Here is an 18146-nt window from a genome sequence, read left to right on the forward strand (position 1 = left end):
CCGGCGGGAAAAGCCGGTGCTTTGGGCTCGAATGGAGCGGTCGCCGGATGATCAGGCGCGGACGGTGCGCTGGCGGATGCGGCGGAAACCGATGAGGGCGAAGGCGGCAAGGCCGAAGATCGCGGCGGACATGCCCGGCTCGGGGATGGCGCCAGCGGTGATGGCGCCGCCGGAGCTTTCGTAGGCATAAGCGTAGAGCCCTACGTAACCGGTGGAGCCTTGGAATCCGGCCGAGAGCTCGGTCCAGCCGTAGAGATACGTGTTCGCATCGTCCGTGGTTTTGAACCGATAGGCGAAGAGCAAGTGTTCGGTGTAGGCGTGGCCAGAGAAACTCGCGTTTGCGATAGAGCCGTAACTGGAGAAATCGGAATCGAACCACGTGCCGGAGCTGTCGATTACGTGGCCCGCAGTCACCGGCGCGCTTTGAAAGCCCACGCTCGTGATGGTTCCCGACGTGCATCCGAAGATAAACTGAGTAGAACCTCCACACGAGGCACGCAGGGCAATCGCATTAATGGGACTGTATCCTTGAGCTGCGTTGGTCGCTCCGGTGATTGGATTAAACGAGGTATAGACGCCACCGTAGCAAGGCACCGAGGCCGTGGCACCTTCAACGGCGGTATAATTGATCGCTGCGGAGGCTTCAGTGGCGATAAAGGCGAGTGCAGCGCCGAGGCCACTGGCTACTTTGAGGGAAGAATTGCGGTCGGGTGACGTATTCATCGTGTGGCTACAGGTAGCCTCGGGCGTGCCGGCACAACTTAATTCACCGGATATCTCCGCGGCTATGTTGCGTTAAGGAAATGTCCGGACCTCGCCCGGTTTAGGGCGCGGTTTCTGAAATATTGGGGTGCTGTGACTTCCATCAGATTTGTAAGATTCAAGTGACGGGCTGCAGGTCACGCGGGTTTTGTGTTGGCGTGGGCGGGCGGGGGGCTTTGCTGATCCGCAACCATTTTTAACGACACCATGAAAGCCAAAGCCAAGTCCAAGCTCCAGAAGCGCCCCGAGGATCTCAATGCCAAGCTCGCGGCCAAGAAGGGCCCGATCTCGCAGTTCATCGCGCACAACTACCGCCACTTCAACGCGGCCGCGCTGCTCGATTCCGCCAAGGGCTACGAGGACCACCTCAAGGCCGGTGGCAAGATGCTCGTCACGCTCGCGGGCGCGATGTCCACCGCCGAGCTCGGCCTCACGCTCGCCGAGATGATCCGCGCGGACAAAGTCCACGCGATCGTCTGCACCGGCGCCAACCTCGAGGAAGACATCTTCAATCTCGTCGCTCACGATTACTACGAGCGCGTTCCCAACTACCGCGATCTCACCGCCGCCGACGAGCAGGAGCTCCTTGACCGCCACATGAACCGCGTGACCGACACGTGCATTCCCGAAGGCGAAGCCATGCGCCGCATCGAGGCCGCCGTCGCCGAGGAATGGATCGCCGCCGACAAGGCCGGCCAGCGTTTCTTCCCGCACGAGTTCATGTATAAGATTATCCGTTCCGGTAAGCTCAAGAAGAGCTATCAGATCGACCCGAAGAACTCCTGGATGCTCGCCGCCTGTGAGAAGAACTTGCCGATTATCGTCCCGGGTTGGGAAGACGCGACGCTGGGCAACATGTTTGCCGGCCGCGTAATCACCGGCGAAATCAAGAATGTCCACACCGTGCGCACCGGCATCGAATACATGACCTGGCTGGCCGAGTGGTATACGAAGACCGCCAAGCTCCTAAAAAACGGCGAAGGCTCGATCGGCTTCTTCCAGATTGGCGGAGGTATCGCCGGCGACTTTCCGATCTGCGTCGTGCCGATGCTGCACCAGGACCTTGGCCGCACCAGCGTGCCGCTCTGGGGTTATTTCTCGCAGATCAGCGACTCGACCACGTCCTACGGTAGCTACTCCGGCGCGGTCCCGAACGAGAAGATCACGTGGGGCAAGCTCGGCCAGAAGACCCCGAAGTTCATCGTCGAGAGCGACGCGACCATCGTGGCTCCGCTGATTTTCAGCTGGGTGCTCGGCAAGTAAGCGCACGGGCTTGGCGCTCGTGCACAATCGCGCGAAACGTTTCCGCCGTTTCGCTACGAAGCGGGCACAAAAAAGCCGCACCTTTCGGGGTGCGGCTTTTTGTTGGGACAGACCGGTTGGATTAATTCTGGCTGACCGGAACGCCGAAGAAGCTGGCGACCGGTGCTGCGTGGGCCGGAGCGGGGGATTTGTCCACGAGGACCACCATGCCGGCGGCGTCGGTTTTCACGCCGAGATCGTTGATGCGGGCAATTTCTTTGACGAAAGAGCCGACCGACATGCGGGGCATGTCCCCGCTGATCTGGATGCGCGAAGCCAGATCGGAGGGCTCGGTGCGGATCTGGAGCGACTTGCCAGCCGGCGTTTTCACGGCGCGCACGGTAAACCGTTGGTTGATGTTTTCGATGACCTGATCGAGAGCGGTTTGGCTATAGGTCGCGGCGGGTTGGTCGCCGGCATTGAGCAACGTCCAGGTGGCGGCGTCAGCGGACTTCAGTGATGAGCCATCGGTATCCGCGGATTCCTCGACCCACGTTTTCACATAGCTTTGATCAGCAGTGGAAAACGTCTTGAGCGGCACTGTGAAAATGCGGCCGTCAGCGCGTTCGATTTTAACCGATTCGGCATTGGGCACTTCAACAACGCGCGCACTCATCGTGCGACCGTTGACGTCGGTCCATTGGCGAAAATCCTGGGTGTCGGTGGCTTGAAGGGTGAAGCCACACGTGAACTGAAGGGTAACCAAGCAAGCGAGGAGCTTGTATGGTTTCATAAGAGTTGCATATGCACAAATCCTGCCAACCCGACTCATGCAAGCTGATTGATGTAACAATTGTGCGATTCCGTAAAGGTGGAGGCTGGAGGCATCGGGCGGCTTTTTGGTTTCCGGGCTTTGCCTCGCGGTGGTTTTGGGGTGAGCGTCGGGACTTTATTCATGCCCAACGCCCTTGCCGCCGAGAAATCGCCTTATCTGCTTCAACATGCCGACAATCCCGTCAACTGGCTGCCGTGGGGTGAGGCGGCGTTTGCGAAGGCGCGGTCGGAGCAGAAACCGATTTTTTTGAGCATCGGTTACTCGACCTGCCATTGGTGCCATGTGATGGCGCACGAGTCGTTCGAGAACGAAGCCATCGCGTCGCTCCTCAACGAACACTTCATCTCCATCAAAGTGGACCGCGAGGAGCGTCCGGATGTGGACAAGGTTTACATGAGCTATGTCCAGGCGATGACCGGTCACGGCGGCTGGCCGTTGTCGGCGTGGCTCACGCCGGATCTGAAGCCGTTCTACGGCGGCACCTATTTTCCGCCGGAGGACCGGCATGGGCGCAGTGGATTTCCCTCGGTGTTGTCGGCCATCGCCAAGGCCTGGGGCGACGATCGTGAACGCCTGGTCGCGGAGTCGGTGCGCGTGATCGCTTCACTGACAGAGTATCATGAATCGCGACGGTCCGAGGCGGGTGCGGCGCCCGATCTGCATGACGCGGGCGGCGAAGCCTTCGAGAAGGGTTACCAGTATTTTTATGAGAACTTCGATGCGTCCAATGGTGGTTTTGGCGGTGCGCCGAAATTCCCCCGCGCGTCAAATCTCGGGTTTCTCCTGCGCGCAGCGGTGATCCAAGGTCTGGAGTCGGATGCAGGTCGCGAGGCGGTGCAGATGGTCGGTGCCACGCTGCAGAAAATGGCCGGCGGCGGTTTGCACGATCACGTAGGCGGAGGGTTTCACCGCTACTCCGTGGACGAGGCCTGGTTTGTCCCGCACTTCGAAAAAATGCTCTACGACCAGGCGCAGATCGCGGTCAACGCGCTCGACACGCATCTGGCCACGGGCGACGAACGCTTCGCGTGGATCGTGCGCGATATTTTCAGTTATGCGCTGCGTGATCTCGCGGCGCCGGCGGGCGGATTCTACTCGGCCGAGGATGCTGATTCGCTGCTCACCCACGGCGAGCCCGAGCATGCCGAAGGCGCGTTCTATGTGTGGACGCACGCCGAACTCGAAGCAGCCTTGAATGCGGAAGATGCGGCGCTGGTGTGTGCGCATTTTGGCGTCGTGGCCGGTGGCAACGTGTCGGCTCAGCTTGATCCCCACGGTGAATTCACGGGAAAAAACATCCTCATGCAACGTCGCCCGCTGGGCGTGACGGCGCAGGAGCTGGGGCTCGCTCCCGAGGTGGCGGCGGAGCGGTTGGGCGCGGCGCTCGAGGTGTTGCGTGGCGTGCGCGAGAAGCGCCCGCGCCCGCATCTTGATGACAAGATCATCACGGCGTGGAACGGTCTGATGATCTCGGCACTGGCGCGCGCGGCGGTGTCGACGGCGGGGTGTCTGGCCGATGTGCGTGACGGTTACCGCGCGGCGGCGGTGCGCGCGGCGGAGTTTATCGAACGGGAACTCTATGATGCGAAGCGCGGTGTGTTGTATCGAAATTTCCGTGACGGCCGCGGAACGAATGAAGCGTTTGCGGAGGATTATGCGTATCTGGTCGCAGGATTGCTGGACCTGTATGAGGCGACGTTTGACGCGCGCTGGCTGCGCTGGGCGGACGGCTTGCAGCAAGTGATGGACGCGTTGTTTTGGGACGCGGAGCACGGCGGGTATTTCAACTCGCGCGCGGATGATGCGAGCATCGTGCTGCGGTTGAAGGAAGACTACGACGGTGCGGAGCCCTCGCCCAACTCCGTAGCGGCGGCAAACCTGTTGCGGTTGTCGGCGATGTTTCATGATGACGGGCTACGCGAGCGGGCGCTGGCCACGATCGAGGCGCTGCGTCCGCAGTGGTCCAAGGCCGCGCACGCGCTGCCGGAGCTGCTGTGTGCGATCGAGCGGGCGCTGGAGATGCCGCGCCAGGTAGTGCTCGCAGGCGATCCCGCGACGACCGGTTTCCAAGCGTTGGTGGTGGAATTGCACGCGAAGCCCGGTCCGCGCCGGGCCGTGCTGGCCTCTCCGGGAACGGATGAGGTGGGGCGCTGGCTGGCGGGGCGGGCGCCGTGGCTCGCGGATATGAAACCGGCGGCCGACGGACGGACGCGGGCCTATCTATGTGAACGCTTCACCTGTCAGGCCCCGGTGAATACCCCAGAGGCCTTGCGGGGGTTGCTGGGTTGAAAAACACTGTCCCCGCGCGGGTTACGGGCTCGCGTCGGGAACCGTTGGGCCTCATGCGTGACAGCACGTTTATGGGGTCTCCTTACAGCCACCAGCGGGTGACGGACATGATCGCCTTGCTCGTTACGATGGGCGGGGGCGTGGTCTTTTCCATTGCGACGGTCTCGATGGCGGTGGCGATGGAGCAACCGGCGGGCGTGCTGTTGCTGGCCGGCAGCGGGTTGTCCGCGCTGTTGTTCATGGTCGCGCTATTCGTGGTGCTGCGCTCGTGGAAGGCCCATGAAAAAACCCGCGACCACCTGCTGGCCGCGCAAAATCACCTGGAGATTGCGGATCAACGTCAGCGCGCGATGCTGGACGGGAATAAATTTTGTATCATTGGAACCGATACGCAGGGATTGATCACCGTTTTCAACACGGGGGCGGAGCATGTGCTCGGCTATCGACGCGACGAGCTGATCGGCAAACAGACGCCGGCGGTGTTGCACGTGCAGGCGGATCTCGCGCGGCGGGCGCAGGAGATTTCCGAGGAGACCGGCCAGAAGATGGAGCCGGGGTTTGAAGTGCTGGTGCGGCGGGCGCGCTTGAACGGCGTGGAAGAGCGCGAGGTGAATTATGTGCGCAAAGACGGTTCGCTGGTGCCAGTGCTCTTGAGCGTGACCACGCTGCGCGACGAACGCGGCGAGATCACCGGTTTCATGGGCGTGGGGCGCGACATCTCGGAACGCCGCAAGGCGGAGCGGGCGCAGCGTGAAAGCGAAGAGCGTGCGCGGATGCTGGCGGAACATGCGCCGGCGGCCGTGGCGATGTTTGACCGTGAGATGCGTTACGTGGTCGTGAGCCGCCGGTGGCTGGTGGACTATCACCTGGAGGCGACCGATGTGATCGGCCGTTCGCATTACGAAATATTCCCCGATATGCCCGAGCGTTGGAAGGCGATTCACCAGCGCTGCATGGCGGGTGCGGTGGAGCGGGCCGACGCCGATCTGTTCGAACACGCGGACGGGTGGAAGCAGTGGTTGCGCTGGGAAGTGCGGCCCTGGCATACGGTGGAAGGGGAGATCGGCGGCATCGTGATGTTCACGCAGGATATCACGGGCCAGCAGGAGACCGTCGATGCGTTGGGCGCGAGTGAGGAACGGTTCCGCAACGCTTTCGAATTTGCCGGCATCGGCATGGCGATCGTGGGACTCGACGGCCGGTGGATCCGGGTCAACGGCATGCTGTGCGGCATGCTCGGTTACGCGGAAAAGGATCTGCTCAAGACGAGTTTCCAAGTGCTGACGCATCCGGATGACATCCACATCGATCTTGAGAACGTGCGCGCGTTGCTGACGGGTGAGAGCCGGTTTTTCCAGATGGAGAAACGGTATTTCCACCGTGACGGGCACGTGGTGTGGGCGCGATTGACCGCTTCACTGGTGCGTGATGCGGCGGGAGCTCCGTTACATTTTGTGTCGCAGGTCGAGGACATCAGTGAACACCGCCGGTTGACGGAAAACCTGGCGCGCGCTCGTGACCAGGCGTTGGAAGCCTCGCGGTTAAAATCAGAGTTCCTCGCGAACATGAGCCATGAAATCCGCACGCCGATGAACGGCATCATCGGCATGGCGGGGCTGTTGATGGATACGGATCTCACGGTCGAACAACGCGAGATGGGCTCGTTGATCCAGCACAGCTCCGAGAGCCTGCTCGGCATCATCAACGACATCCTGGATTTTTCGAAAATCGAGGCGGGCAAACTGCGGATCAATCCCGCCGAGTTTGATCTGCGGGAGGCGGTCGAGGAATCTCTGGCGCTGCTCGCGCCGCGGGCGCACGAAAAGCGTATCGAACTGATCAGCGATTATGGCGAGGGACTCGACACGCCGTTGATCGGCGATGGCGGCCGGTTCCGCCAGGTGTTGCTCAACCTCGCGGGCAATGCCGTGAAATTTACCGGCAAGGGCGAGGTCGTGGTGCGGATGCGCAAGGTGCAGGAAGTGGCCGGCAAGGTCTCGTTCCGCTGCACGGTCAGCGACACGGGCATTGGCATCGCGCCGGATGCCCAAGAGCGGTTGTTCCAGCCGTTCACACAGGCCGACGGCACAACGACGCGGCGTTACGGCGGCACGGGGCTTGGGCTGGCGATCTCGCGCCAGTTGGTCGGCCTGATGGGCGGACGCATCGAGTTTGAAAGTGAGCCCGGCCAAGGCTCGAAGTTCTGGTTCGAGCTCACCATGGATCAGCACGCCGCGATGCATCCGCCCGCGCCGCTGGCGTTGCCGGAAGGGACGCGGCTCGTGGTGGTCGACGACAACGACACCAACCGCAAGGTGTTCGCCGGGCAGCTCGCTTCGCTGGGCGTGGTGGTGGACGTGCTCGATGATCCGCACAAGGTGGTTCCTCATCTGGAGGCCTTGCTGGCGGCGGGCACGCCCTGTCGCCTCGCGGTGATGGACTGGCACATGCCCGGGCTGGATGGGTTGGAGCTGGCGCTGAAAATCCGTGCGCATGCGCAGTTGGTGAACCTGCCGCTGGTGATGTTGTCATCGACAGGGCAGGTGGGTGACCCGCGCCAGCTGGCCAAAGCGCGTTTCGCGGCGTTGCTGGCGAAGCCGGTGCGCGCGGGGCAGTTGCGCCGCTGTTTATTGTCGATCCTCGGCCGGCCCGGTTCGGCGGCTGGAGGCGCGGACGGGTTTGAAGAGGGGGCGGGCCATTTGCACGTGCTTATGGCGGAGGACAACCGCACCAATCAGATTGTGGCCCGCCGCATGTTGGAAAAAATGGGCCACACGGTCGATGTCGTCGCGGATGGTCGGCAGGCGCTGGATCAAGTGGGGTTGCGCAAATACGACTGTGTGCTGATGGATTGCCAGATGCCGGAAATCGACGGGTTTGAGGCGACGCGGCGCATCCGTGCGGGCGAAGTGCCGGGGGCCAACAGGCGCATCCCGATCATCGCATTGACGGCCTATGCGATGGCCGAAGACCGCTTGAGGTGCCTGCAGGCCGGCATGAACGACCACGTCATCAAACCGGTGCGCATCGAGGACCTGCATCAGGCTTTCCTGCGCTGCGGGTTGTCGGCGGGATTGGGCGGAGCTTAACGACATAAGTATGAAGGAGCGCGGCGGGCTCGCATCCGGCATTGTCATGTGCACAGTGCGTGCGACATAGAAAAGATACGTAGAGCACGTTCCCTGTCCCTTTTTTAAACCAGTCGTGAAAATCCTCGCAGTTGAAGATGATCCGGTCGCCCGGGCGGTGTTGCACCAAGCCTTGCTACGCCTCGGCCATGAAGTCATCGAGGCCAAGGACGGCGCCGAGGCGTTGCGCGTGCTGGAAAAGGAACCCGTGCGTCTGATCGTGAGCGACTGGATGATGCCCGAGCTTGATGGTCTCGGCCTGTGCCGCGCGGTGCGTAACCGCGTGAATGCCGATTACGCCTACTTTATCCTGCTCACCAGCCGTGAGGCCGACGTGGACAACCAGCGCGAAGCCATCGAGGCGGGCGTGGATGATTTTCTGACGAAGCCGCTCGACCTCCAGGAAATCTGGATGCGCCTGCGCGTGGCCGAACGCATCCTGCGTTACGCGACGGAGGTGCGCCAGTTGGAGGCCTTTCTTCCTATCTGCGGCTACTGCAAAAAAGTCCGCGACGACCAAAACTACTGGCAGCAGATCGAGAGCTATATCAACGAACGCACGGGCACCGACTTCAGCCACTCCGTGTGCCCCGATTGTTATCAACGCGTCGTGGTGCCCGAGCTCGAAAAACTCCGCGCCGGTGCGACGCCCGCCCCCGCAAAGCCCCGTGTCGAACGAACGAATTGACCGCCTCGAGGAACGCCTCGCCTGGATGCAGCGCCACATGACGGAGCAGGACAAGGCCATGCTCGAAATGGCCGGCCAGCTGGACCGCCTGAAAGCGGAAGTGACGCGCCTGAAACAACGCCCCGACGCCGGCCAACCCAACGCTGAGACCAATCCCGCCGACGAACGCCCGCCGCATTATTGAGCGGGGCCGTTGATCGCCGCGGGTTCGGGCAAACTCAGAGCTTCACCGCGCTGCTGCCGGTGGCTTTCAAGGTGATCGTATCGTTATCCGAGGTCGTGAGCTCCAGCACGCACTCGACCGAGGCCTGGATTTCGCCGGGGTTTTTCGCGGCGTAGTCGCGGACTTCGGCGGCCATTTCGGGCGTAAGCGTGACCTTGTGCAGGACGCTGCGAAGAGGGGGAACGCCGATGGGCTGGCGGTCGGTGATGCGACCGATGCGGGTGTTGCCCAAGGACAACGTGTGCGTCGATTTCTCGATGACGAGCGGCACGGTGTTCGGGTTGATGAAGCGCAGTTCGAGCGCCGGGGAATCGCCGGTGGCGGTCAATCGGGTGATCTGGACGCCGGGGGAATCGAGGCGGCGTTCAGGCGGGGTGCCGCAACCGGCGAGCACGAGCGACAAGGACACGCAGAGAAGGGAGAGCAGGGAGCGCATGTCCCGATGAAACGACTCTTGGCGCGCGGCGCAAACCCGCAGCCGCAGTTTTAGAAGAAGGACAACGCCTTCGCGCTCTCCAACGCTATCCAGGTAACGCCGATGGCGGCGCCGGTCATGGTGGCGACACGGGTCAGTTTTTGAAACTGGAGGCGGCGATCATGGCGGTCCGGATGACGGCGGCTGTTGCAACCCTGCACCGACATGAAACTCGCAAACTGGCCGTAACGCGCGGGTGTGCGGTCCATGCGGCGATACTCTTTCCGACCCGTTATAAAGGTCGGAATGCGCAAAAAACGCATAAAATTGAGCCACGCACGGATCACACTCTGACCTTCGCGGCAACCCGCCGGATGTTTCAAGAGGGAAGTTCCCCGATGGACAAATTTCACACGGGTTTCTCACTTCTACCGATGGAGAACGAACCGCGTGAGGTGGCGGGACTTGTATTCACCGACGCGTGCTGGCGTGATCGCGGTCCTTCATGAGCCGCTCGCTTTTGCTCCTTCTTCTCGGGGTTTTCGCGTGCTCGACCGCGGCCATCATGATCAAGGCGGGTTCGATGCATCCGGCGGTGTTGTGCGCGGGACGGCTGGTGATCGCGTCGACGTTGCTCACGCCACTCTTTCTTCACGAACGCCGTAAGCACCGAGGCGCGATGCCGGCGGGTTGGCTGAAACGCACGACGCTGCCCGCGCTGATGCTGGCGGCGCATTTCATCTCGTGGACCTATGGCGCACGCATGACGCTCACCGCGCAAGCGACGTTGATCGTGAACCTCGCGCCGATCGCGCTGCCGTTTTTCCTGCACTGGATGCTAGCCGAGCGGATCAACCGCCGTGAAATCACCGGCACGGTGCTGGCGTTGTCCGGCATGCTGGTGCTCAGCGCCAAGGATGCGTTTGGCGGCGGCGGTGATCTGGCGGGCAACCTCGTGTGCTTCGGGTCGATGCTGGCGTTCACGTGGTATCTGGTGCTCGGCCGGCGGAACCGCGACGTGCCCTCGCTCTGGTTATACGTGGTGCCGGTTTACTGGCAGGCGGCGTTGTTTTGCGCCGTGGCGGCGATTCCGTGGGTGCATACCGTGGGCACGGCATCGAGCCGCGAGTGGTTGCTCATGGCGGGGCTGGCCGTCGTTCCGACGATCGTCGGCCACAGCATGTTGAACCGGTCGATGCGGGAGTTGCCGGGGCAGCTCGTAAGTCTCTGCAACATCGGCCAGTTCGTCTTCGCCTCGGTGATGGCGTGGTTTCTTTTCCGCGAGGCGCCGGGCCTGCTGTTTTACGTCGCGGCTGCGCTGGTGGTGAGCGGGATCGTCTTGGTGGTGTTGTCCCATCCTCGAGGGAATCCCGCGCCAAGAATAGGTAAAGAACGATGCCCTGACTAGGCGTAGCGTTCGTGAATTACTCCGGCCGCTCTTTTTTCAGAGTCTGTCTTACACGTTCCACTTTGCTGAACTCCTTTATTCTCCGATCCGTGGTCTTAACGATCGCTTGGTTGATTTCGCTTCGGATGTCAGAGCGAATTAAGAGACTCGGGATCAAACCAAACATTTGGTATTGGTTTTCCACGCTCACCTCCATCGTGCCTTCGAAGTGACCGTTAAGGGAGAGCGAGATCTGGGCGGTTCCTTTGGCCTCTCCGAACTGAAAGATCGGAAGATACAGGGTGGGAGCTGTCTCGATGTTCTCTGAAGTGATGGAAGCCACCAGAACATCTGCCCCCGATCCAATATGGGAAATGTGGCGCGTATCGTCCCCGACCTTTACGGTTACTGTATCCAAAAGGATGTTCTTGGTTGGGAACCACGCGCCATAGTGGGTCACGTTCGATTTGCTGCCGAAACGGAAGAAGCAGACAGCCGCGACGATGAGCGCCAGTGTCCCGATGCTGAGGGCCTTCTTAATTGTCATGAGTTGTTCTCCAATCAGGGGTTGCGATCAGGTGAGAGAAATCGACTTTTGTAAGTCAAAGGCAATGGCGCGATGGATTCATTTAACGCCCTTTGATGCGTCCGCAGGCAATGCCCGCTTTAGTGAACGAGAATTTTGGATGGTTTTCGCTCTGAAGACGCGGCAAGTTCGGCGTTTTTACGCGCCATGCACCACTTCACCTACGTCGGCTCCAACCTCCACTGCGAATCCGTCGATCTCGCCGAAATCGCCCGCCTCTACGGCACGCCGACCTACGTTTACAGCGCGACCACGCTGGCCGACAACTACACGCGCCTCGCCAACGGCCTCGCCGGCCTCGATGTGCAGGTCTGCTACGCGCAAAAGGCCAACGCCAATATCGCCATCCTCCGCCACTTCGCCAACCTCGGCGCGGGCTTCGACCTCGTCAGTGGCGGAGAAATCCGTCGCGTGCTCGCAGCCGGCGCCGATGTGAAGCGCAGCGTGTTTGCCGGCGTCGGCAAGACCGAGCCGGAAATCAAGCTGGCGCTCGAAAATGAAATCTTCGCCTTCCACGTGGAGAGCGAGCCCGAGATCGCCCGCATCAACCACGTCGCCGGCAAGCTCGGCGTGAAGGCCCCGATCGCCATCCGCATCAACCCCGACGTTGACGCGAAGACCCACGCGAAGATCACCACCGGCAAGTCCGAGAACAAGTTCGGCATTCCTCTCAAGCAGGCCGGCGCCGCCTACGAGGCCGCCGCGAAGTATCCCAACATCTTCATCAAGGGCGTGCAGATGCACATCGGCTCGCAGCTCACCAGCGTCGCCCCGTTCGTCGAGGCCGTCACCAAGGTCGTGCCGTTCGTCGAGGAGCTGAAGGCCAAGTATGGCATCACCTACTTCTCCATCGGCGGCGGCATTGGCATCGTTTACCAAGACGCGCTCGCCAGCGGACAGCAGGCTTGGTGGGACGCACAGCCCGCCGAGACGCGCCCGATCACGCCCGAGGCTTACGGTGCCGCGCTCGCCCCGCTGCTCAAGCCCCTCGGCCTGAAGATTCTCCTTGAGCCCGGCCGCAACATGGTGGGCAACGCCGGCGTGCTCCTCTCGCGCGTCGAATACCTGAAGCGCGGCGAAGGTCGCAACTTCCTCATCATCGACGCCGCCATGAACGACCTCGCGCGCCCCGCGATGTATGACAGCTACCATGAGATCGTGCCGTTGCATCGCGACACCGCGCGCCGTGCGTTCACCGCCGACGTGGTGGGCCCGATCTGCGAAAGCGGCGACTGTTTCGCCAAGCAGCGTCCCTTGCAGGAAATCGGCGAAGGCGAGTATATCGCCTTCATGAGTGCGGGCGCGTATGGCTTCTCGATGGCGAGCCGCTACAACACCCGCAACCTCGCCGCTGAAGTGCTGGTAAAGGGCGGATCCTTCGAGCTGATCAACGCCCGCGAGACCTTCGAGCAACAGATCGCCAACGAGAAGATCCCGGCGTTTTTGAAGGCGTAATCGACGGAACGTGAACCGCGCTGACCAGCAACCGCAGGAGATCGATCGCAAAGAAAAAAATATGCGCCGCACGCGGCGCATTCAAACGATTGGTTTTGTGGTTCTGGTCGGTGTGGTGTGCGTGCTTTGGATTTCCGTTTCTGCTCTAAGTTATTATTCTGGAAAAGCACTGCAGGTCAGCGGCGAGGGTAATTTTTGGACTGTCTTGGTGATGGGGGTAACTTCATGGATACTTGGAATAACGATCTGTGTTTTCGGGTTCGGTGTGACAGTTACGCGATGGCTTAAAACACGCAGTTTTAGTGGCGCGCATTTCTTTGGTGCTCTCGTAGTCGTTGCGATTTTATGTGTGCGTCATAATTTTTACATGCAAGGCATTCGAGATGGGTTGATGCCCATTGATGAAGTGGCTTACGTTTCATTTGCACATCAGACGCGCGCATTGTTCGGTTCTGAAATTCAAGGATCGATTATACTGGCGGCGGCGCAGGACACGTCGGCGTTTGATTCTACGGATGCCGCGCGTGCTAGAGCATTTTCAAAACTGCTTAAAGATAGCGTGTTGTCGCGGTGGCCGCAGGCGTATGCTTCCATTAGAGTTGATGATGACTCCGTCTGGCTTGAACGCGGTGGTGGCTTTCATAGAATAGGTATTCAGATTTTTGATCGGGAATCATACACGGGAGATAACTCGGCTGTGCGAGAACCAGAGGACACTTATTATATGCCTACTGAACTCGGATTATCGAAACGCGTTGTTTTTACTTCGGGCGATTAATGCACTTCTTTTTCCGTGTGTTTAGCGGATTCCGTGGGCTAATTCTGTCGCATGAATTTTGCCATCATCGGTGCCGGGGCTTGGGGGACGGCGTTTGCCATTCATCTCTCGCGGCTCAATCACACGGTCACACTCGTGCCGCGGCGGTTTGAGCAGGCGCTGGCCATTGCTTCGACGCGTGAAAACGCGGACTACCTGCCGGGCATCCCACTGCCGCTCAGCATCCAGATCGGTCATGAACTCACTCCTGTGCTGATGGAGGCCGATGTGATCATCCTCGCGTGTCCGTCGCAGGCATTGCGCGAGACGTGCGAACGCGTGAAGGCCAATCTCGGGCTCGCCACGCAACTCAAGCTGATCGTGTCGTTGTCCAAGGGACTCGAACTCGGCACGCATCTGCGTCCGAGCGAAGTCATCGCCGCGGTGCTGCCGCAGGTGTCCGCCGGCTCGTTGAGCGGACCGACCAATGCCGCCGAAGTCGCCAAGGGAAAGCCCGCCGCGATGGTGCTCGCGGTGACGAAAGCCGATGCGTTTCTCGCCGAGGTGCAGGCCGCGTTGAGCGGACCGACGCTGCGCGTTTACACCAGCGACGACGTGGCGGGCGTCGAACTGGGTGGGGCGCTCAAAAACGTTTACGCGATCGCCGCGGGTTGTTGCGACGGATTAAAGCTCGGCGACAACACCAAGGCTGCGTTGCTCACGCGCGCACTGGCCGAAATGGTGCGCGTGGGCGTGGCGCTCGGCGCGAAGGCGGAGACATTTTACGGGCTCGGTGGCTTTGGCGATCTCGTCGCGACCTGCACCGGCGCGTGGAGCCGCAACCGCACGTTTGGCCAGCATCTGGGCGAGGGTAAAACGGCCGCCGATCTGATCGCCGCGAGCAAGTCGGTCGTCGAAGGCTATCGCACCACCGAGAGTTTTAATGGCCTGGTGACCCAGCGCGGCATCGATGCGCCGATACTGGCGGAGACGTATCGGATTTTGTATGACCACAAGCCGGTCGGCGAGGCGCTGCATGCGTTGATGACCCGCGAGCTTAAGAAGGAGTAACCCCGTGCGTTCCCTCGGCCGCCGGTTGATTGCGGGGCTCTTCGTTTGCGGACTCGCGGCGATGAGTCTCGTCGCTGCGCCCACGGCGAAGGAAGCGACGGGAGCGCTGTGGATCTCGGCGTATTACCCGGGTTGGCAACAGCACAACCTGCCGCCCGCCGAAATCGATTTTCGCGCGGTGACGCATCTCGTGCAGTTCTCAGTTTTGCCGCGGTCCGATGGCAGCCTCGATTGGACCAAGCACGACCTGGACGACGCGCACATCCAGGAAACGGTGCGGCTTACCCATGCGGCGGGACGGAAGATTTTGTTGTGCGTAGGCGGAGCGGATAGCGCGGTGGCATTCCGCGGGGCGATGGCGGAGAAAACTCGCGCGGCATTTGTGGGCGCGCTGGTGAAGGCCGTAAAAACGCACGGTTACGACGGACTTGATCTGGATATGGAGCCGATGGAGGCGCGTGATGGCGCGGCTTACGCGGTCTTCGTTCACGAGTTGCGGGTGGCGTTGAACGCGGGCAAGTCGGGCGCGTTGCTCACGGCGGCGGTGGGAGATCAGGCGGAGTTGTTTGCGAAGCTCCAAGACCAGTTCGATCAAATCAACGTGATGACCTACGATCTCAGCGGTGCGTGGGAAGGCTGGGTGACGTGGCACAATTCGGCGTTGTGGAATGGCGGCGTGAAATTTCCCGGTTCGACGCGCGAGTTGCCCGGCGTGGATCTCAAAATCCGCGAATGGTTGTCTGCCGGAATCAGCGCTGAGAGGTTGGGACTGGGGTTGGCGTTTTATGGTTACGAGTGGGCGGGTGCAGACGGACCGAAGCAGTCCATCGCGGGAGTGAAAACCAAGCAGATCTCGTATGCGGATATCATGAAGACGCAGTTCACGCCTTCGCGCTATCGGTGGGATGAAGGCGCGGCCGTGCCTTACCTGAGTCTCGCAAAAGATCCGGCGAAACCGGTCGAGGGCGGCTCGTTCATCACGTTCGACGACGAGCGTTCGCTGCGCCTGAAGATCGAGTATGCGCGCAAAATGAAACTGGGCGGAGCGATCATCTGGGAACTGGGCAGTGGCTGGCGTCCCGAGTTGCCGGCCGGCAAGCGTGATCCGTTGCTGCAAACGGTGCGAAGCGCGGCCTCGGTGAGCCGATGATCGCGACGGGCGGACGCAAAAAAAGCGACCCGATGGCGGGTCGCTTTTTTGTGCACGTTGTCCGGTCGGGCGGTGCGGTCGATTAATGTCCGGCGCCGGCGGCCTGGTCCTGGATGTATTCGTTCTTCAGGCCGAGGGCTTCCGGGGCGTGGAGGACGAGCATCTTCATGCGGATGTCTTTCGGCACGTCTTTCGACGTGGCCTTGGAGACGACGATCATGAGGAAGATCGCGAGCGGCACGGTCCAGATGGCGGGCTGTTCGCAGAGGATGCGGAGCAGCGGATGCTCGATCCAGAAGGACCCGAGGTCGATTTTCTTGAGGTCGCCCAAGTTGATCAACGTCGTGCAGATGAGGGCGGCGATACCGCCGGTCAGCATGCCGGTCGCGGCACCCTTCATCGTCATCCCGCGCCACCAGACGCTCATGAACAGCAGCGGGAAATAACTCGCCGCGGCGATGGCGAAGGCCTGGCCGACCATGAAGTTGATCTGGAGCTGTTCGACTTGGGAGCCGAGCAGGACGGACAAACCGCCGATGAGGATGGCGGCAAACTTGAACATGCGCATGCGCTGTTCGGGCGAGGAATTAGGGCGCAGCATGCGTCCGTAAACGTCGTGGGCGAGCGCGCCGGTCATCGAGACGAGCAGGCCGGAGAACGTGCTCATGAAAGCGGCAAACGCACCGGCGCAGGCGATACCGCTGAGGATCGAGCCCCAGACGCCGTAGCGTTCGCTGATCATGCGCGGCAGTTCGAGGACGATCTTGTCGGTGCCCTTGGCGCCCGTGGCGGCGTAGAGTTCAGGCAGCAAGTTACGCCCGATCACGCCCATGACGGGAGGGAAGACGTAGAAGACGCCGATGAGAATCATCACCCACATGGTGGTGCGCTTGGCGGCGACACCGTCCGGATTGGTGTAGAACCGCACGAGGATGTGCGGAAGACCCGCGGTGCCGCACACCAGTGCGATGATGAGCGAGTAAGTGTAAACGAGCGACAGTGGCTTGCTCTCTTCGGCGGAGAGACCGGCGGCTTTGGCGGCCTTGGTCGTGAGCGGGCCAAAGGGTGCGAGCCACACGTCGTCCTTGGGGGCCTTGGCGGGAAGCGGCTGGCGGACGATGCCGGTCGATTGCTCGATGGCGACGGGGTTGAGCGCGTCGCCGAGCGAAGGATGGTCGTTGGCGGAGAGGTTTTTTCCGTAGCCGCCGAAGACTGCCATGAGCACGAAGACGGGCACGCTGATCGCGAACATCTTCATCCAATACTGCATGGCCTGGACGAGCGTGATGCCCTTCATGCCGCCGAGGGCGACGTTGAGGGTGATGACCGCGCCGACCACCGCGACGCCAACCCAGTAGGGCAGGCCCGGGAAGATGTAGGCGAGCGTGGTGCCCGCGCCCTTCATCTGCGGCAAGGTGTAGAACAGACCGATGAACAACACGAAAACGACGGCGATCTTGCGGAAGATCGGCGAGTCATAGCGACCCTCGGCGAAGTCAGGAATCGTGTAGGCACCGAAGCGGCGCAGGGGTCCGGCGATGAACAACAACAGGAACAGGTAGCCGCACGCGTAACACACCGGATACCACAGCGCGTCGTAGCCGACGGCCATGACCATGCCGGCGATGCCCATGAAGGACGCGGCCGAAAGGTATTCACCCGAGATGGCGGAGGCGTTCCAGCCGACGGAGACCGACCGACCGGCGACGAAGAAGTCACCGGCGGTTTTGGACGTCTTGGCGGAGCGGAAGCCCATCCAGACGGTGATCGCGACGGTGATGAACGAGAAGGCGAAGATCCACGGATCGACGCCGTTCAGGAAAGCGAGGGGGGCGAGCAGGGCGTTCATTTGCTAAGAACCTCCCGTGCCTCGTCGGCTTCGAGCTTGAGCGAGCGTTTGATGAAATAGCCGGAGATGATCCAGACGTAGGGGAAAAACAATACGCCCAGGATGAGCCAGGTGAGCGTAAAGCCGCCGACGCGCATTGCCATGAACTCGGGGGCGAAGTAGTTGGCGAGAGGCAGGCCGAGCAGCGCGATGAAAAACGCGAGCGAGCAGCCTATGGACAGACGAAGTTGACGACGCATCAGCGAGCTTAAGAAAGCCTCGCTATGCACCGTTTCATCACGGGTGGGGGTGGGGGGCATGGGGCGTGAG

17 protein-coding genes are annotated in these 18146 nt (G+C 61.3%); 10 read left to right on the top strand and 7 right to left on the bottom strand.

Translation table 11 applies throughout. The annotated features are described in order from the left end of the window. Positions 1-51: 51 nt before the first annotated feature. Entirely contained in the window at positions 52-723 is a 672-nt protein-coding gene (locus FPL22_RS17710; RefSeq protein WP_162525289.1) for a hypothetical protein, read from the bottom strand. A gap of 246 nt (positions 724-969) precedes the next feature. On the opposite strand from FPL22_RS17710, the gene FPL22_RS11860 reads away from it, so the two are divergent. Further along, positions 970-2025, top strand: a complete 1056-nt coding sequence (locus FPL22_RS11860; protein ID WP_144230600.1) for a deoxyhypusine synthase family protein — start codon at positions 970-972, stop codon at positions 2023-2025. A gap of 121 nt (positions 2026-2146) precedes the next feature. Here FPL22_RS11860 and FPL22_RS11865 read toward each other — a convergent pair whose 3' ends face one another. Next, a complete protein-coding gene (locus tag FPL22_RS11865) occupies positions 2147-2797 on the bottom strand; it encodes a hypothetical protein (protein WP_144230602.1) in 651 nt (216 codons plus the stop codon). Between the two features lie 162 nt (positions 2798-2959). Here FPL22_RS11865 and FPL22_RS11870 point away from each other — a divergent pair, with 162 nt between their 5' ends. From FPL22_RS11870 to FPL22_RS11885, 4 genes are all read left to right on the top strand, one after another. Continuing rightward, complete coding sequence (locus tag FPL22_RS11870) at positions 2960-5128, top strand: thioredoxin domain-containing protein (protein ID WP_144230604.1); 2169 nt, start codon at positions 2960-2962, stop codon at positions 5126-5128. 53 nt (positions 5129-5181) lie between these two features. Next, positions 5182-8217: a PAS domain-containing hybrid sensor histidine kinase/response regulator gene (locus FPL22_RS11875; RefSeq protein ID WP_144230606.1), complete on the top strand. Its 3036-nt coding sequence runs from the start codon at positions 5182-5184 to the stop codon at positions 8215-8217. A 115-nt stretch (positions 8218-8332) separates the two neighbouring features. After that, positions 8333-8944, top strand: coding sequence for a response regulator (locus FPL22_RS11880; RefSeq protein ID WP_144230607.1), 612 nt, complete (start codon positions 8333-8335; stop codon positions 8942-8944). After that, positions 8925-9128 (top strand): SlyX family protein, encoded by a 204-nt coding sequence (locus FPL22_RS11885; protein ID WP_144230609.1) that lies wholly within the window; start codon positions 8925-8927, stop codon positions 9126-9128. The genes FPL22_RS11880 and FPL22_RS11885 overlap by 20 nt, the downstream gene beginning before the upstream one ends. Positions 9129-9162: 34 nt before the next feature. On the opposite strand, the gene FPL22_RS11890 is transcribed toward FPL22_RS11885, so the two are convergent. Both FPL22_RS11890 and FPL22_RS11895 read right to left on the bottom strand, forming a co-directional pair. Next, the gene (locus FPL22_RS11890; RefSeq protein ID WP_144230610.1) at positions 9163-9603 is read right to left on the bottom strand and encodes an LEA/WHy family protein; all 441 of its coding nucleotides are present in this window, start codon (positions 9601-9603) and stop codon (positions 9163-9165) included. 50 nt (positions 9604-9653) lie between these two features. Beyond that, a complete protein-coding gene (locus tag FPL22_RS11895) occupies positions 9654-9851 on the bottom strand; it encodes a hypothetical protein (protein ID WP_144230612.1) in 198 nt (65 codons plus the stop codon). Between the two features lie 236 nt (positions 9852-10087). On the opposite strand from FPL22_RS11895, the gene FPL22_RS11900 reads away from it, so the two are divergent. Further along, complete coding sequence (locus FPL22_RS11900; protein WP_144230614.1) at positions 10088-10990, top strand: DMT family transporter; 903 nt, start codon at positions 10088-10090, stop codon at positions 10988-10990. A 16-nt stretch (positions 10991-11006) separates the two neighbouring features. On the opposite strand, the gene FPL22_RS11905 is transcribed toward FPL22_RS11900, so the two are convergent. After that, positions 11007-11516: a hypothetical protein gene (locus FPL22_RS11905; protein ID WP_144230616.1), complete on the bottom strand. Its 510-nt coding sequence runs from the start codon at positions 11514-11516 to the stop codon at positions 11007-11009. A gap of 186 nt (positions 11517-11702) precedes the next feature. Here FPL22_RS11905 and lysA point away from each other — a divergent pair, with 186 nt between their 5' ends. From lysA to FPL22_RS11925, 4 genes are read left to right on the top strand one after another with little or no spacing between them, the layout of a single operon-like run. Further along, positions 11703-13010, top strand: coding sequence for a diaminopimelate decarboxylase (gene lysA / locus FPL22_RS11910; RefSeq protein WP_144230618.1), 1308 nt, complete (start codon positions 11703-11705; stop codon positions 13008-13010). Between the two features lie 10 nt (positions 13011-13020). Further along, on the top strand, positions 13021-13788 hold the full coding sequence (locus tag FPL22_RS11915; protein ID WP_144230620.1) for a hypothetical protein: 768 nt from the start codon (positions 13021-13023) through the stop codon (positions 13786-13788). Between the two features lie 51 nt (positions 13789-13839). Next, positions 13840-14838 (top strand): NAD(P)H-dependent glycerol-3-phosphate dehydrogenase, encoded by a 999-nt coding sequence (locus FPL22_RS11920; protein WP_144230622.1) that lies wholly within the window; start codon positions 13840-13842, stop codon positions 14836-14838. Between the two features lie 4 nt (positions 14839-14842). Continuing rightward, positions 14843-15988 carry a glycoside hydrolase family 18 protein gene (locus FPL22_RS11925; protein WP_144230624.1) on the top strand — a complete coding sequence of 382 codons (1146 nt, stop codon included), beginning with the start codon at positions 14843-14845 and terminating at the stop codon, positions 15986-15988. A gap of 82 nt (positions 15989-16070) precedes the next feature. Here FPL22_RS11925 and FPL22_RS11930 read toward each other — a convergent pair whose 3' ends face one another. After that, entirely contained in the window at positions 16071-17837 is a 1767-nt protein-coding gene (locus tag FPL22_RS11930; RefSeq protein ID WP_144230626.1) for a solute symporter family protein, read from the bottom strand. Then, positions 17834-18076, bottom strand: coding sequence for a DUF485 domain-containing protein (locus tag FPL22_RS11935; protein WP_162525290.1), 243 nt, complete (start codon positions 18074-18076; stop codon positions 17834-17836). The genes FPL22_RS11930 and FPL22_RS11935 overlap by 4 nt, the downstream gene beginning before the upstream one ends. Between the last annotated feature and the right edge of the window lie 70 nt (positions 18077-18146).

Origin of the sequence: Rariglobus hedericola, from assembly GCF_007559335.1 — a bacterium.
Classification (GTDB): domain Bacteria; phylum Verrucomicrobiota; class Verrucomicrobiia; order Opitutales; family Opitutaceae; genus Rariglobus; species Rariglobus hedericola.